Source organism: Luteimonas sp. KH_071 (assembly GCF_057838005.1).
Window position 1 is genome coordinate 2,624,154 of record NZ_CM174458.1, and the last position, 15,121, is coordinate 2,639,274.

Below are 15,121 nucleotides of genomic sequence, written 5' to 3' on the forward strand. Positions count from 1 at the left end.
CGTCCGGCAACACCCAATCGAATGTCGGCTCAGCGGACGCTGTAGCCCGACACGCGCCAGGTGCGGTCCTCGTCGAGACGGAAAGACACCAGTTCGCGCACGGCCTGCGGCTGGCTGGCGAAGGTGGTCGGCGACGCGACATTGATGTAGATGCCTTCCGGCACGGCTTCACCGGCGCGGAACTGCGAACGGCTGACTACGGGCTGGTCACGCTTGGTCGGCGCACCGAGCCGGTTGCGGTCGATGTTGAGCTGCTGCACGAATTCATCGCGCGTCACCGCGCTCTTCATCGTCGTCGACGCGCCGTCCCAGACCTCACCCGCACGGTTGCCGTCGATCATCTGCATCACCTGCAGGGCGGCGGCGCCCATCTCGGCATCCTGTCGCGCGACCTGCGCCTGCTGCTCGGGCGTGAGCTGCTGCTGGGCGGTCGCGCCCTGCTGGGCGGCGGGCTGCGCAGCCGGCTGCTGTGCACTTGCAGTGGAAGCGAAGGCGACCAGCAGAGCGGCCGACAGCGACAGGCGTAGGGTGTTCATAATCGTGAAGTTCCTCGCAGAACTGCTTGAAGTGGACCGAGTGTACGCATTGCATCCCGGCCGGCAAGCGCGTGCAGACCCGAGGTGGCCATCCCGCACCGAGCGGGTATGCTCGGGCGCTTCCCTGCTTCCGCAAGGTCCATGGATCGAGCCCGGGACATCGCAGGCGGTCGTCGATGACGACCATCCCCATCGGCGCGCTGCCGCTCGCATTCCTGCTGGCGTGGACGGTCGTCGTCCTCAACCGCCTGGTGCGCCGGCGCAACCAGGGGCGGACCGCGTGGTTCGACATCGATGTGCAGCGGATGCGCCGCCCCGAACTGCTGCCGCAGCCCGTCAGCGCGGTGCAGGCCTGTGCGGGTCACGAACGCGCGGGCGCCGTGCGGAACGACGCGGTGCGGCGCGTGCCCGCTACGATCGTCGCGCGCGCGTCGCGCGCGCGACGGGCATCGGTCCGGCCGCGTGCTTCCAGGCCAGGGCTGACAGCGGTCAGGTGGTGCCCGTGGAGATGACGCGCTGATGCGGTTTGCGCTTCTGCTGCTTGTCTGTCTCGCGATGCCTGCTTGGGCGCAGGAGCGGATCCTCCGTCACGACGTCGACGTGCGCGTGCTTGCCGACGGTCGTCTGGATGTCACCGAGCGCATCGAACTGCGTGCAGAAGGCCGCACCTTCCGCCACGGACTCATCCGCGATTTCCCGCTCCGCTATCGCGATCCTCACGGCGATCACGTCGTCACCGACCTGCAGGTACAGGATGTACTGCGCGATGGCCGCGTCGAACCCTGGCGGATCGAACGCGTCGGCCGCGCGCTGCGCCTGTACACCGGCGACACTAGCCACCTGAAGATGCCATCGCAGCCGGTCTACACGCTGCACTACCGCACGACGCGGCAACCCGTCTTCAGCGAGACACAGGATGTGCTGTCACTCAACGCGATCGGCAGTGACCAGGCGGTGCCGGTCGAACAGGGCACGGTGACGGTGACATTGCCGAGAGCCGTCGCGGTCGACACGCTGCAGGCCTCGGGCGTCACCGGTGCTGCCGGCCGCGACTTCCATGTCGCGCTGTCTGCCGCGGGCACTGCCCGCTGGACGCTCGCCCGGCCGCTGCAGCCGCATGAAGGCCTGCACGTGCGACTGGCATTCCCCAAGGGCGTGATCGCCGCGCCGGCCAAGCGGCAGCGGGCACTGTGGTGGCTGCAGGACCATGCCGGCCTGATCTTCGCGCTGGTCGGGCTCTGCCTGCTGTCGGCGTACTGCGTGCTGCGCTGGCGGCGGGTCCGCCACCCGCAACCGCTGGGGGCAGTGCCCGATCGGCCCGAGCCACCCGCCGGCTTTTCGCCCGCGGGCCTGCGCTATCTGCGCCGCATGCGCTACGACGCGCGCTGCTTCACGGCGGACCTGCTGGCCAGCGCAGTCGACGATCACCTGTGCATCCATCGCCAGCCACAGGGCACGCGCACCGGCTGGCGGATCGCGCGCACGCACGAAGGCGCGCAGACCCTGCCGACAATGGAGCAACGCGCGCAACTGACGGCATTGCTGCCCGGAGCAGATGACGCGGTGGACCTGCGCAGCCGCGAGCAGGCGCGGATCGCCCATGCCTGCAAAGCGCATGAAGCCGCGTTGCGCAAACGCTTCGTGCCGGCGATGTTCCGCGCGCACGGCGGCAGCATCCTCGGCGCGCTGGCAGTTGCGATCACGACCGCAGGGCCGTCGCTGGTGCTGGCCTGGCATTCGCCGGCGCTGCCGTGGACGGTTGTGGCCGTCGTGATGATGGCACCGGTGCTGCTCGCGTTCGCCCTGCTGGTGCGCACGCCGACCACGGAAGGCCGGCGGCTGCTGGAGCAGGCGGAAGGTCTGCGTCGATATCTGGCCGGCGCCGACCGGACTGGACGCCGTCACGGCGACGGACCGGCCGGTCCAGCGCTGGACGCCGCACGCTATGTGCGGCTGCTGCCGTTCGCGGTGGCGCTCGATGTCGAGGACGCCTGGACGAAAGCGTTCGCCGCGCAGGTCGGCGACGGACCTGCGATCGAAGCGGTCGCGGGCATCGGTTGGTATCGCGGACTCGCAGTCACCGATCTCGCGCGTTTCAGCCGCTCGATGGGCGACAGCCTTGCGGCGCGGATTGCCGCATCGGCGCATCCGAAGACGCAGCGGCGGAGCGCCAGGCTAGCCCGGACCTGAGGAGTGGCTGCGGGCGCGCGTTTGCGCGCGGATGCGGCGTGACCGGAGAACCGGCTTCGCGCGTGTTCGTACGGGCATCAAGCCTCGAGATACCGCGCGCCGGGGCCGCTTGCGCCGGCGACATCCTCGGGATTGCGCAGCGGACAGGCTTTCAGCGACAGGCAGCCGCAGCCGATACAGCCGTCGAGCTGGTCACGCAGGCGCGTGAGCTGGTCGATGCGCGCCTCCAGCTCCGTGCGCCAGCGACGCGACAGCCGTGTCCAGTCCGCGGTGGTCGGCGTGCGGCCATCAGGCAACGTATCCAGCGCCTCACGTATCGAGGCCAGCGGAATGCCGGCGCGCTGCGCGACCTTGATGATCGCCACGCGCCGCAGCACCTCGCGGCCGTAACGACGCTGGTTGCCGGCGTTGCGGCCGCCGTGGATCAGCCCCTGACGCTCGTAGAAATGCAGCGCCGAGACCGCCACGCCACTGCGCGCAGCCAGCTCGCCGACCGACAGCACTTCGTCCGCACGTCGTGCACGCGTCACCATGACTTGACCTCAACATTGGTTGAGGTCATAGCCTGCGCGCCAATCCCCCTGCTGTCCATGGCCGACCGATGACCTTCGACGATTCCACACTTCACGCCGCCTACGGTTCCGAAGACCTCAGCGTGACCGGGGCGACGCTGGACGAGACCATGCTCGCCCTCGCCTTCGAGCGCTTCGGCGGGCCCGAGGTGCTGTCCCTGGTCGAGCGACCGATTCCGCTGCCCGGCGCGGGGCAAGTGCTTGTACGCGTGCTGTCGGCAGGCTTCGGCCCCTGGGACGTGCTGGAGCGCGAAGGCGCGCTGGCACCGTCCGCTGCCGGCGTGCCGGTGTTTCCGTATGTACCCGGCGCAGAAGGTGCGGGCACGGTCGTGGAAGTCGGCGCAGGCGTGCAGCGTCTGCGCGAAGGCGACCGGGTCTGCGGACTGCTGCCGCTGCGCAGTCCCAAGCACGGCTTCCACGCACAGTTCGTCGTCGTCGACGCGGACCATCTGTGGCCGGTGCCGCCGCGCCTCACGTTGCCGCAGGCGGCCGCACTGCCGGTCGACGGCGGCCTGGCGATGCACGCGGTCGCGGTCGCATTGGCGCTGGGTCCGGGGGATACCGCGCTGGTGTTCGGGGCCAGCGGCGGCATCGGCCACATGGCGCTGCAGTTTGCGCGGCAGCGCGGCGCGCGCGTGCTGGCGGTGGCGTCGGGCGCCGACGGCGTGGCACTGGCCGAACGACTCGGCGCGGACATGACCATCGACGGCCGACGCCACGCACTGGCGCCGGCCCTGCGGATCTTCGCGCCCGACGGCCTCGACGCCGCGCTGCTGACCGCGAGCACGCCGGACGCCGGCACGATCGTCGATGCGCTTCGCGCCGGCGGTCGCATTGCCTGGCCGCGTGGCGTCCCGGCGCCGCCGGCGCGCGACGACATTGCCGCATCGGCATTCGGCGCCGGCGCCGGCGCGCGCCAGGTCCATGCAGCCTGCCGCGCCGCGGCGCGCGGACCATTCCATCTGCATATCGACGCACGCTTCCCGCTGGCCGACGCAGCCGCCGCCGCGCGCGCGATCGAACGTCATCATCTCGGCCGTATCGTGCTCGACGTGCCCTGATCGCACGCAGCGTTCGCAGCGCGTCGCGCCAGCCGCGACCGCCATCGCCGACAATAGGCGACCTATCCCCGCGCGCCTGCCGCGCTGCCACTGGATTCCCCATGCTTCGCTGGTTCGAAAACCGCATCGATCCCTTCCCGCCGTCGATCCCGACCCAGCCGCCAACGACGCTGTTCGCGTTCTGCATGCACTACGTGCGCGGCAGCGGCCGCTGGCTGCTGCTGATGGCGGCGTTCACCGCGCTCATTGCGGTGGCCGAGGTCGCGCTCTACGCCTATGTCGGTTCGCTCGTCGACCGCCTGACCTCGCATACGCCTGAAACCTTCATGGCGGCCGAGGGGGGACGACTGGTCTTGATGGCCGTACTGGTGCTGATCGCCCTGCCCCTGCTGACCTGGTTCAACACCATGGTCATCCACCAGACCCTGCTCGGGAACTTCCCGATGCGGATCCGCTGGAACGTGCATCGCTATCTGCTGCGGCAGTCGATGAGCTACTTCCAGGAAGAGTTCGCCGGGCGCATCGCGACCAAGCTGATGCAGACCTCGCTGGCCGTGCGCGAAACCGTGATCAAGCTGCTGGATGTCGGCAACTACGTCATCGTGTATTTCACCGGCGCGATCATCGTCGCCGCCGCGGCCGACTGGCGGATGATGCTGCCGTTCATTGGTTGGTTGCTGCTCTACGGCGCGCTGATGTGGCGCTTCGTGCCGCAGCTGAGCCGCATCTCTGAGAAACAGGCGGACGCACGCTCGGTGATGACCGGACGCATCGTCGACAGCTACACCAACATCGCGACCGTCAAGCTGTTCTCGCATTCGCAGCGCGAGCAGGCCTACGCGCGCGAGGCGATGGACGGCTTCCTGCAGACCGTGCACCGGCAGATGCGCCTGGTGACCATCGTCAACGTCTGCAACTACGTGCTGAACATGCTGCTGGTCGCCTCCGTCGCAGGCCTGGGCCTGTGGCTGTGGCACGGGGGTGCGATCAGCACCGGCTCGATCGCCGTGGGTCTGGCGCTGGCGCTGCGCATGCTCGGCATGTCCCAGTGGATCATGTGGGAGCTGTCGTCGCTGTTCGAGAACATCGGCACGGTGCGCGACGGCATCAATTCGATTTCGCTCGCACCGACCGTCGAGGACGAGGCGGACGCACCGCCGCTGGCGAAGATCGCCGGCGACATCCGCTTCGAACACGTCGACTTCCACTACGGCCAGAACGACCGCAGCGTCATCGAAGACCTCGACCTGCACGTACGGCCCGGCGAGAAGATCGGCCTGGTCGGGCGTTCGGGCGCCGGCAAGTCCACCCTGGTGAATCTGCTGCTGCGGTTCTACGACCGCGAAGCCGGCACCATCCGCATCGACGGTACCGACATCGCGACGATCGAACAGGATTCGCTGCGCGCGCAGATCGGCATGGTCACCCAGGACACCTCGCTGCTGCATCGTTCGGTGCGCGACAACATCCTCTACGGCCGCCCGGATGCGAGCGAAGCCGAGATGATCGAAGCGGCCAGGCGCGCCGAGGCGCACGAGTTCATCCAGACGCTGAGCGATGCCAAGGGCCGCATCGGCTACGACGCGCATGTGGGCGAGCGCGGCGTCAAACTCTCCGGCGGGCAGCGCCAGCGCATCGCCATCGCCCGTGTGTTGTTGAAGAACGCCCCGATCCTCGTGCTCGACGAAGCGACATCGGCGCTGGACTCCGAGGCAGAAGCCGCGATCCAGGAGAATCTCTACCGGCTGATGCAGGGCAAGACCGTCATCGCGATCGCCCATCGTCTGTCGACGATCGCGGCCATGGACCGGCTGATCGTCATGGACCGCGGCCGCATCGTCGAACAGGGCACGCACGAGGCGCTGGTCGCCGGCGACGGTGTGTACGCGCAGCTGTGGAAGCGGCAGTCGGGCGGGTTTCTGGCGGAGGGGTGAGGCGTTGGCGCAGCCCGCCTATCGAAACCCTAAGCGCCATCGTGTCGAGCCCCTCTGGGGTGAGGTGGCACGCATACGAGCCACTGGCGCGCGTGCCGACGAACGCCATCTCGGCAACGCGAGGGCCGGGCGCAGAGCGAGAGTTGGGGTGAGAAAGACAGGTCGCGAAAATCTTCGAGCGCCAGCGACTTGAGCCCCTCTCCCTCAGGGAGAGGGGTTGGGGTGAGGGAAGCAGGTCGTGGATCTCCGAAGGCGGCCCTAGGCCTTTTCACGTAAGACTGGTCGACCCCCGCCCTCGCCCGACGCGCTCCGCGCGTCGACCCCGGATCAAGTCCGGGGCAGGCTCTCTCCCAAACGGAAAGGTGCTCAGTTCATCGCGGCCGTCTGAACCCTGAGCCTGCGGTCTTCAAGCAGTTCTTCGAGATAGATGCCATTCCCACAGCCTGGCTCCACCGCCACGCCTGGATCAGCGCGAACCCCCTGCGCCGATCACGGAACAGGCGCCTCCGCCTCTTCATCGGCTGCCGCATCGCCCTCGTCCGCGGGCTCGCCCGCAGCACGCGATTCGGCAGAGACGGCCGCAGGTGCAGGCGCCGGTGTCGCACGCGTCGGCGCTACAGGACGGGCAGCCGGACGCGGCTCCCCCACAGGCACGCCGAGAATGCGCAGCCGACTGGCATTACCCGCCGCTGCGGTCAAAGCACCCACCAGATCGAACTCCGACAGCGGACTCTCGCTCGGACACTGCGCATCCGGGAAGCCGAACTTGCCGCGCAGCTCGAGGCCGCAGCCCGCCATCTGCTCGACGTCGCGGTCGGGCGCGTTGCACGTCGTGTCGAACGCACGCGCATATGCGTCGCGACGGGCGACGAAGTCCTGGCCGCACTTGCGCATCAGGCGCAGGCGATCGAGATCGTCCTGGGCCGGGTTCACCCCGTCGAGGCCATACAGCTTGAGTTCGTCCGGCGTGAGAATGCGCAGGCTGCGGTTGGGCACGGCCATCATCAGATCGGCGACCGCGACTGCGGCGCCATTGCGCTCCAGGTAATCGCGCACGCGGCCGTAGACCGCACGCAGTTCGCGATTGAGTTCGGCACGGGTCGACGCACTGGAGCTCATGCGGATGATGCGGTGGATGCCGACGCGCCCGCCGATCAGACGGGTGTCGCCGCCCGCCAGCACGAACACGCAGGAGCTGTGACACACCGCGCCTTCGCGCACCCAGATCGTCCAGCGCGTCTCGGCGATCACGTCGCCGGCGCGGATGGCCTCCTCGACCATGCCGCCGCTGGAGTCGATGTCGAGCACCCGCTTGTTCATCGACAGTTCGTCGGCGACGAACGCGAGGCGCTTCATCAGCCGGGTGAAGTCTTCCGTGACCCGACCCTTGAAGCGCAACCGGAACACGCCACGTTCGGCGCAGTCCGCCATCGCCTCGCGCAGCGCATCCTGGTCGAACGCGGTCAGCGGCGTGCCGTCGCCGGCATTGGCGTAGTCGAGTTCGCAGCTGATCGACGCCGTGCCATCCGTCAGGGTCATCACCGCCGACCAGTCCACACCGCCCGTGTCGGGCTCGGCGACCGGCACCGCAGGCACGGCGTCGACATCGACGGGTGCGCTGCTGACCGCCCCACCCTCCTCCGGGCTCGCGACCTCGACCGTTTCGATCGGCGGCGCCGTGTTCTCCGCGGCGCGCTGGCAGGCCGCCAGCGCGATGCAGGCAGTCAACAACAGCGGCAATGGCAGGCGGCGCCGGATCGACATCGGGGAACAGGTCCTGTGGGCAGTGACGCGCTGCGCGCGACGATAGTCGACAGTCTAGGGGCTGTGCCCGGTACCGGACGAATGCGGAATGAATGTCGACCCGTCGCGCGCGCCGGGCATCCCGGACGTCTCGCCCACTGTCCGGCCGTCAGCGCCGCGCGAGCCCACGCAGCAGCGCGGCATGGAACTCGTCCGGCGCCTCGACCTGCGGCGAATGACCCAGCGCCGGGAACTCGACCAGCTGTGCATCGGGAATGGACTCGGCGGCCTTGCGTCCCAGCACCGGGTAATCCCCCAGCCGCGCGGCCACCGTTTCCGGCGCGCGGTTGGCGCCGGGCGCCGTGCGGTCCTTGCCCCCGATCATCAACAGCGTGGGCACGCGCAGCGCCGGAAATTCGTGGACGACCGGCTGGGTGAACACCATCTCGGACGTCTGCGCCTGGTTCCAGGCGACGATCTCGCGATCAGGACCGGCGTACATACCCGCGAGCATGTCGACCCAGCGGTCGTAGCGCGGCGCCCACTGGCCGTCGTAGTAGAACTTCAGCTGGTAGGCCTTGATGCTGTCGAACGTGGTCTTGCGCTCACCCTCGGCCATCGTGTCGATACTCGCGTACGGCACGCCCTCGGCCTGCCAATCCTCCAGGCCGATCGGATTGACCAGCACCAGTTGCGCGACCGCGTCGGGATACTGCAGCGCGTAGCGCGTGGCCAGCATGCCGCCCATCGAATGCCCGATCAGCACCGGGCGCTCGACACCGAGCGCCTCAAGCAGCCCGTGCGTGTTCGCCGCCAACTGCGCGAACGAGAACTGGTAGCCGCGCGGCTTGGTCGAACCGCAGAAGCCGATCTGGTCCGGCGCGATCACCCGCCAGCCGGCTTCGACCAGCACGGTGATCGTGTCGTCCCAGGTCGGTCCGCAGAAATTCTTGCCGTGCAGCAGCACCGCCGTGCGTCCATTGCCCGCGCCCTCGGGTCGCACGTCCATGTACGCCATCGACAGCGCCTGTCCCTGCGAGTCCAACGCGTATGACTGGCGCGGGTGCGGATAGTCGAAGCCCTGCAGCTCGCCGCCGTAGGGCGATGCGGACACGGACGTGGCCGACAGCGCGGCGAGCGACAGGACATACGAAGCAATGCGGGTCATCTGCGCGGTCTCTTGCAGGGGCAACGATCATGGTATCGCGCCGCCGGCGGACGACCGGCAGAGCGCAGCGGGCGCAAACCTGTTCGACGCCCCTCGCGCGCGCCGTCGAGCGGCGAGTGGTAGCGCGCGTCAGCAGGCAAGCAGCAGGACGTCGGGCCGGTGCTCAGCGCTCGGGCACGGTCCACAGATAGATGCGGGTGCCGTCGATTTCCTGGGTCTGCTCGGGTTCCCACTGGTCGGCCATGTCGAAGGCGTGGCTGACGATGCGGGTACCCGGCTTCAGTTCCGCCAGCAGCTTGGGGCGCAGCTTCACGTTGAGGCTCTGCAGCAGATAGAGCGTGACCACGCTGGCTTCGCTGATGTCTTCTTCGAACAGATCGGCTTCCTTGAACGTCACCAGCTCGGTGACGCCTGCCGTTTCCGCGTTCGCATTCGCCTCGCGCACGCGCACTGGATTGATGTCGATGCCGACGCCGCGCACGCCGAAGCGCTGGGCCGCGGCGATCGGAATGCGGCCATCGCCAGAGCCCAGGTCGTAGAGCACATCGCCTTCTTTGACGCCGGCGAGGTTGAGCATCGCGTCGACGACAGGTTCGGGCGTCGGCACGTAGATCACGTCGGGCTCGCGCGACGGCGCGGGCGCACCCTCGGCGTACGGCGAATCGGGACCGATAGCGGCGGTGACGGTGTGCGTGGTGTTCATTGCAGGGTCGTCGTCCACTGCCGCCGAACTCGTGGCGCTGCCGTCGACCGGTTCATAGGCGTTGACCGCCTGGTCGGCGCAGGCCAGCAGGAACGGGGCGCAGATGGCGAGTGCGAGCAGGGTCTTCTTCGACTTCATGACGGTGTCTCCTCGGAAAGCGGGATCGGTTTGAACAGCAACAGCAGCAGGCCGCCCACCGCGAGCACGGCAACGCCGACAAGCGCCCCGCGACCGGTGTAGGCCAGACTGGAATACAGCAGATAGGCGCTGGTTGCGCAGAACAGCAGCGGCAGCACCGGATACAACGGCACGCGGAACGGCCGCGGCAGATCGGGATCGCGTCGGCGCAGCACGAACAGCGAAATGCCGACCAGCAGGAAGAACAGCCAGAACACCGGCGCCGTGTACTCCACCGCCACCTCGAAACCGTCGCGCGCAAACGCACCGAGCGTGACCAGTGCAAGCGCCAGCACCCCCTGGGTGATGATCGCCGCGCGCGGCGTGCCACTGCGTGCGTCCCAACGGCCGATGAAACCGAGCGCGGGGAAGTCGCGGCCGACGGCGTATACGCTGCGCGCGCCGGTGATCATCGTCGCGTTCGCCGAGGTCAACGCCGCAGCGACGACGATCGCACTCATCAACATCGCGCCGGTCGGCCCGAACACGCGCCCCATGACCTCGGCCGCGACGGCGTTGTGTTCGGCCATGCCGCCCAGGCCCAGCACCCGCAGGTACGCCAGGTTCACCAGCACGTACAGCGCGGCGATCGCGATCAGGCTCAGGATCAGCACGCGCGGCATCCATTTCTTCGCATCGCGCACTTCGGAGGTCACGTAGACCGCCTCGTTCCAGCCGCCGTAGGTCAGCAGCACGAACACAAGGATCAGGCCGATCGCACTGTCGCCGCCACTGCCCGGAATCGGCGCGATATCGGTCGGCGCGAACCACAGTCCGGCCACGATGATGACCAGCACGCCGACGATCTCGGTGATCGTCAGCCATGTCTGCACCGTGGCGCCCTGCCGCGTGCCGATCCAGTTGATCGCGGTCAGACCGATCACCGCGGCCGCGGCGTAGAGCGCCGACGACCATGGGCCCAGGTCGAACAGCTGCGCCATGTAGTCGCCGACGATGAAACACAACAGCGCGATCGAACCGGTCTGGATCACCGACACGCGCGCCCAGGCAAACAGGAACGCGGGGCGCGGGCCGTAGGCGCGTCGCAGATAGGTGTAGTCGCCGCCGGCCTGCGGATAGGTGGTCGCGAGTTCGGCGTAGCACAGCGCGCCGATGATCGACAGGATGCCGCCCACCACCCAGGCCGCGAGCATGACGAATTCACTTCCGGACGCGCCGGCAATCAACGAGGGCGTGCGGAAGATGCCGGCACCGACAACGACGCCGATGGTGATCGCGAACGCATCGCGCGCACGGAGGGTGGCACGCGGTGGCACTGGGTCGGCCGTCGCAGGCCGGCGTTCGCGTATATCCATGGGGCTCCAGAGTGGCGCGGCACCTCGCTGCCGGTCGGCGAGCGATTCGGAACTGCTGGGCCTAACGATTCAAGCATTCTCGCGATGCGGAGCACGTGAACGCGAGCTGCGTTGACCCTGCAGGAGCGCGCTTGCGCGCGATACGGCTTTGCCGGGAATGCCGCTTCGCGCAACCGCGCTCCTACAGGCGCAGATCTGTGCGCCGGCAATCCGCCGCCCGGGTCGACTCAGTCGAAGACCCAATCCGTCACTGGAGCGTCCACCGCGTCCGGCACGACTACCGTATCGACCGCCGCCTCGTCGCGCATCGCCTCCAGTACACCGAACAGGCTGCGCAGGTCCTGTGCGTTATGCAGCCCCACGCGGCGCAGCTTGTCCGCGCTGCCGCCGCGCAGATAGTCCAGCCAGGCCGCGGGCGCTTCGCTGCCAGGCAGGTCGTCCTCGCGCAGTACGCCGAGCAGTTCGCGCTCGACCGTCGCCAACTTGCAGTTCGCCCATACGCCGCGATAGCGGCGCCGCACCGGATGCAGCAGGTCGACATGGCGCAGTTCGATCAACGGATCGCGCAGGCGGGCGAGGCGATAGCGGGTGGTCAGCAAGGGCCGGTCGTAGCTGCGGCCGTTGTAGCTGACCAGCACGCTCGACGGGCGCAGCCATGTCGAGAACGTCTTCAGCATCTCGCGCTCCGCGCCAAGCGTGGTGATGCACAGCTGGCGGATGCGCAACCGCCCCTCGACGAAATCGGCCGCGCCGATCATGAAGGCACGCGTGCCGGTGCCGCCGGCGAGGCCGGTGGTCTCGGTGTCGAAGGCCAGCAGATCGGTTCGCCGTGCAGGTTCGTGGCGGATGTCGTAGAGCGCGAGTTCGCCGTCGTCGTGGGGCCACGCCGCGGTCTGCTCCAGATAGCGCAGACCGGGGGCGATCTCCTCCCCGGGCAGCGCGCGATCGACCGGTCCGGACGGGCGCTTCGCGGGCGTGGGCACGCGCAGCTTCATCAGTTTGCGCAATTGCGCGACGACGTCCTCCGGTGAACGTGCACCATCGGCGCGTGGCCACTGTGCGCGCGTTGCAGTCGTCGGCATCGGCGGCGTCGGGGTCACCGACGGCAACGCCGTCCCGGCCTGGCTGCGCAACAGGCCGAGGCGTTTGGCCAACGCGCTCATGCGGGCAGCTGCGGCGCGTGCGCCAGCAATTCGATCACGCGCGCAGCGAGCTGGCGCGGCGTGCGTTCGGCATCTTCTTCCGAGGCGAGGATCGGACCGACGCAGGCCGGGCACCCGGCGCGGCAACTGCATGAATCAACCAGCGCCGCGGCCTGCGCCAGCAGTTCGTCACGACGCTCGTACAGCGGCGACGACAGGCCCACACCGCCGGGGTAGTTGTCGTAGAGATACAGCGTGGGCGTGAACCGGGCGATGCCCTCGAAATCCAGCGCAGCGCCATCGCCATCGCGCAACTGGCCGCGGCCGCGCTGGTCGGCGGTCGCGAACCACGTGCCGTCGCCACTGCCCACCGCCTTCTGCAGATCGCGGCTCTCCGCCATCACCGCGACCTGCGCGACCAGGTGCAGCGCATACGACGCGCCGAGAAAACCATCGAGCGCCTCGTGGCGCGCATCGAACGCGCGGTCCAGCGCCTGCTGCGGCAACTGCCACCACACCGCACTCGTATGCAGCTCCTGGTCGGGCAGGTTCACCGGCCCGTAACCGATGTTCTCGTGGGTGTGGAAGCGGATCTTCTTGTAGCCCGACACGCGCCGCACCACGTGCACTTCGCCCAGATGCGCACTGCCCTGCCCGGCATCGGCCTGTTCCTCGTCGTCGAGGACTTTCAGCTTGGTGTAGTCGATCGCGTCGGTGTAGTAGTCGACCTGGGTGCGGGTGACGTAGGCCTTGCGGCCCTCCCAGTCGAGACGCTCCACCTGGAAGGGCTCGGACTGGATCATGTGGATCGCGCCCTCGTACAGCGTGAGCGCGGCGGCCGAATAATCGACCTCGGCGATGATCGTCTGTCGCCCGTCGGTGCGGTCGACGACGACGAAGTTGCCGTCGGCCACCGAGCGCAGGTTCACCGCCTGCGCCGGATAGCTGTCGGCGATCCACTCCCAGCGGTCGCCCTCGTGATGCAGCACGCCGGATTCGGCGAGCACTTCCAGCCACGGCAATGGTGCGACCGGGCCGAAGCCGTCGCCATCGACGAACGGCAGCTCGAACGCGGCGCAGCGGATGTGGTCGAGCAGGATCAGCGGCTGGTCGGGTTCGATGCGCGCGTGCTCGGGATTGGCCTCGGCGAAGAATTCCGGATGGCGCACCACGTACTGGTCCATCGGCTCGGAGCTCGCCACCAGCACGCCGACCGAGGGTTGCTGCCGGCGCCCGGCGCGGCCGAAGCGCTGCCACGTCGCCGAAATGCTGCCGGGATAGCCGTTGAGCACCACGACATCGAGACTGCCGATATCGACACCGAGTTCCAGCGCCGAGGTGCTGACGATGCCGTCGATGCTGCCCGCGCGCATCTCGCGCTCCGCCGCGCGACGCTCGGTCGGCAGATAGCCGCCGCGGTAGGCGCGAATGCGCTTGGGCTTGCGCGGGTCGTGGTCGAAGACTTCCTTGAGGTACTTGGTCAGCACCTCGACCATCAGCCGCGTCTGGCAGAACACCAGGGTCTTGAGGCCCGCGCGGATCGCCATGCGCGCGATGCGGTTGGACTGCGAGCGCGCGGATGCGCGCAGGCCGAGATCCGGATTGACCACAGGCGGGTTCCACAGCAGCACGTGCTTGTCGCCGCGCGGCGCACCGGATTCGAGAATCGCCTCCAGCGCGGCGTTATCCACTTCCACCAGCGCGCGGCCGTGCTCGCGTGCATTGCCGATCGTCGCCGAGCACAGGACGAACTGCGGGGTCACGCCGTAGAACGCACACACGCGCTTGAGCCGGCGGATCACATTGGCGACATGCGAGCCGAACACGCCGCGGTAGGTGTGGATCTCGTCGATCACCACATAGCGCAGGTTCTCGAAGAACTGCGCCCACTTGGTGTGATGCGGCAGGATCGCCTGGTGCAGCATGTCGGGATTGCTGACCACGATGTCGCCGTTGATGCGGATCGCCTGGCGCGCGTCGCCCGGCGTGTCACCGTCGAAAGTCGCCGCGCGCAGGCCCAGTTCGCCGGCCTTGTTGAGCTCCAGCAGTTCGGCCACCTGATCCTGCGCCAGCGCCTTCGTCGGAAACAGGTACAGCGCCTTGCTGCGCGCGGTGATCGCGGCCGACAGCACCGGCAGCGTGTAGCACAAGGATTTTCCCGAAGCGGTCGGGGTCGCGACGACCAGATGGCGACCGGCCTGGGTCGCGGCCCAGGCCTCCGCCTGATGGCGATACAGCCGGTCGATGCCGCGGCTGCGCAGCGCGCGTGCCAGCGCCTCGGGCACGTCGTCGGGCAAGGGCGCGTAGTCGCCGGCCTGCCCGGGCAGCAGCAAGGTGCCGGTGACGCGGCCCGGATATTTCGCCGCGAGCTTCGTCGCCAGCGCGCTGCCTGACACGGCGTCGCCAGTGGTCGCCAGTGCTTGCGCAGGCTTGAGGATCGCGTTCAAGGGCCTGCTCCGGCGCTTTCGATATCGGGGCGCAAGCGTGGCCGCGGCGCGTCTCACCAGACGAGACTGCAGGCTCACACGCAGCGAACGGCCGCTTCACGGCGGAGGTACCCGGCCTCGCCCAGCATCGTC

The 15,121-nt window shown here is 68.6% G+C and carries 12 protein-coding genes; 4 read left to right on the plus strand and 8 right to left on the minus strand.

All coding sequences use genetic code 11. The annotated features are described in order from the left end of the window. Positions 1-29: 29 nt before the first annotated feature. The gene (locus AC3IRM_RS12030) at positions 30-536 is read right to left on the minus strand and encodes a DUF4019 domain-containing protein (RefSeq protein WP_489203373.1); all 507 of its coding nucleotides are present in this window, start codon (positions 534-536) and stop codon (positions 30-32) included. 176 nt (positions 537-712) lie between these two features. Between AC3IRM_RS12030 and AC3IRM_RS12035 the strand changes: the two genes are divergently transcribed. Both AC3IRM_RS12035 and AC3IRM_RS12040 read left to right on the plus strand, forming a co-directional pair. Continuing rightward, positions 713-1,048 carry a hypothetical protein gene (locus tag AC3IRM_RS12035; protein ID WP_489203374.1) on the plus strand — a complete coding sequence of 112 codons (336 nt, stop codon included), beginning with the start codon at positions 713-715 and terminating at the stop codon, positions 1,046-1,048. 7 nt (positions 1,049-1,055) lie between these two features. After that, positions 1,056-2,726, plus strand: coding sequence for a DUF2207 domain-containing protein (locus tag AC3IRM_RS12040; RefSeq protein ID WP_489203375.1), 1,671 nt, complete (start codon positions 1,056-1,058; stop codon positions 2,724-2,726). A gap of 77 nt (positions 2,727-2,803) precedes the next feature. Here the strand turns inward: AC3IRM_RS12040 and soxR are convergent, their stop codons facing one another. Beyond that, a complete protein-coding gene (gene soxR / locus AC3IRM_RS12045) occupies positions 2,804-3,259 on the minus strand; it encodes a redox-sensitive transcriptional activator SoxR (RefSeq protein WP_489203376.1) in 456 nt (151 codons plus the stop codon). 68 nt (positions 3,260-3,327) lie between these two features. Here soxR and AC3IRM_RS12050 point away from each other — a divergent pair, with 68 nt between their 5' ends. After that, positions 3,328-4,359: a quinone oxidoreductase family protein gene (locus AC3IRM_RS12050; protein ID WP_489203377.1), complete on the plus strand. Its 1,032-nt coding sequence runs from the start codon at positions 3,328-3,330 to the stop codon at positions 4,357-4,359. 101 nt (positions 4,360-4,460) lie between these two features. Continuing rightward, positions 4,461-6,293, plus strand: coding sequence for an ABC transporter ATP-binding protein (locus AC3IRM_RS12055; RefSeq protein ID WP_489203378.1), 1,833 nt, complete (start codon positions 4,461-4,463; stop codon positions 6,291-6,293). Positions 6,294-6,782: 489 nt separating this feature from the next. Here AC3IRM_RS12055 and AC3IRM_RS12060 read toward each other — a convergent pair whose 3' ends face one another. The 6 genes from AC3IRM_RS12060 to AC3IRM_RS12085 form a co-directional block, all read right to left on the minus strand. Further along, the gene (locus AC3IRM_RS12060; protein WP_489203379.1) at positions 6,783-8,057 is read right to left on the minus strand and encodes a COG3904 family protein; all 1,275 of its coding nucleotides are present in this window, start codon (positions 8,055-8,057) and stop codon (positions 6,783-6,785) included. A 148-nt stretch (positions 8,058-8,205) separates the two neighbouring features. Next, on the minus strand, positions 8,206-9,204 hold the full coding sequence (locus AC3IRM_RS12065; RefSeq protein ID WP_489203380.1) for an alpha/beta fold hydrolase: 999 nt from the start codon (positions 9,202-9,204) through the stop codon (positions 8,206-8,208). A gap of 163 nt (positions 9,205-9,367) precedes the next feature. Further along, positions 9,368-10,045 carry an SAM-dependent methyltransferase gene (locus AC3IRM_RS12070; protein WP_489203381.1) on the minus strand — a complete coding sequence of 226 codons (678 nt, stop codon included), beginning with the start codon at positions 10,043-10,045 and terminating at the stop codon, positions 9,368-9,370. Next, positions 10,042-11,400: an APC family permease gene (locus AC3IRM_RS12075; RefSeq protein WP_489203382.1), complete on the minus strand. Its 1,359-nt coding sequence runs from the start codon at positions 11,398-11,400 to the stop codon at positions 10,042-10,044. The genes AC3IRM_RS12070 and AC3IRM_RS12075 overlap by 4 nt, the downstream gene beginning before the upstream one ends. 227 nt (positions 11,401-11,627) lie before the next feature. Continuing rightward, entirely contained in the window at positions 11,628-12,563 is a 936-nt protein-coding gene (locus AC3IRM_RS12080) for a ribonuclease H-like domain-containing protein (protein ID WP_489203383.1), read from the minus strand. Continuing rightward, positions 12,560-14,989 (minus strand): DEAD/DEAH box helicase, encoded by a 2,430-nt coding sequence (locus tag AC3IRM_RS12085; RefSeq protein WP_489203384.1) that lies wholly within the window; start codon positions 14,987-14,989, stop codon positions 12,560-12,562. The genes AC3IRM_RS12080 and AC3IRM_RS12085 overlap by 4 nt, the downstream gene beginning before the upstream one ends. Between the last annotated feature and the right edge of the window lie 132 nt (positions 14,990-15,121).

What these genes read in the sequence shown, in the direction of transcription:
- AC3IRM_RS12030 (WP_489203373.1), bottom strand. Translation starts at nt 536, where the DNA reads ATGAACACCCTACGCCTGTCGCTGTCGGCCGCTCTGCTGGTCGCCTTC.
- AC3IRM_RS12035 (WP_489203374.1), top strand. Translation starts at nt 713, where the DNA reads ATGACGACCATCCCCATCGGCGCGCTGCCGCTCGCATTCCTGCTGGCG.
- AC3IRM_RS12040 (WP_489203375.1), top strand. Translation starts at nt 1,056, where the DNA reads ATGCGGTTTGCGCTTCTGCTGCTTGTCTGTCTCGCGATGCCTGCTTGG.
- soxR (WP_489203376.1), bottom strand. Translation starts at nt 3,259, where the DNA reads ATGGTGACGCGTGCACGACGTGCGGACGAAGTGCTGTCGGTCGGCGAG.
- AC3IRM_RS12050 (WP_489203377.1), top strand. Translation starts at nt 3,328, where the DNA reads ATGACCTTCGACGATTCCACACTTCACGCCGCCTACGGTTCCGAAGAC.
- AC3IRM_RS12055 (WP_489203378.1), top strand. Translation starts at nt 4,461, where the DNA reads ATGCTTCGCTGGTTCGAAAACCGCATCGATCCCTTCCCGCCGTCGATC.
- AC3IRM_RS12060 (WP_489203379.1), bottom strand. Translation starts at nt 8,057, where the DNA reads ATGTCGATCCGGCGCCGCCTGCCATTGCCGCTGTTGTTGACTGCCTGC.
- AC3IRM_RS12065 (WP_489203380.1), bottom strand. Translation starts at nt 9,204, where the DNA reads ATGACCCGCATTGCTTCGTATGTCCTGTCGCTCGCCGCGCTGTCGGCC.
- AC3IRM_RS12070 (WP_489203381.1), bottom strand. Translation starts at nt 10,045, where the DNA reads ATGAAGTCGAAGAAGACCCTGCTCGCACTCGCCATCTGCGCCCCGTTC.
- AC3IRM_RS12075 (WP_489203382.1), bottom strand. Translation starts at nt 11,400, where the DNA reads ATGGATATACGCGAACGCCGGCCTGCGACGGCCGACCCAGTGCCACCG.
- AC3IRM_RS12080 (WP_489203383.1), bottom strand. Translation starts at nt 12,563, where the DNA reads ATGAGCGCGTTGGCCAAACGCCTCGGCCTGTTGCGCAGCCAGGCCGGG.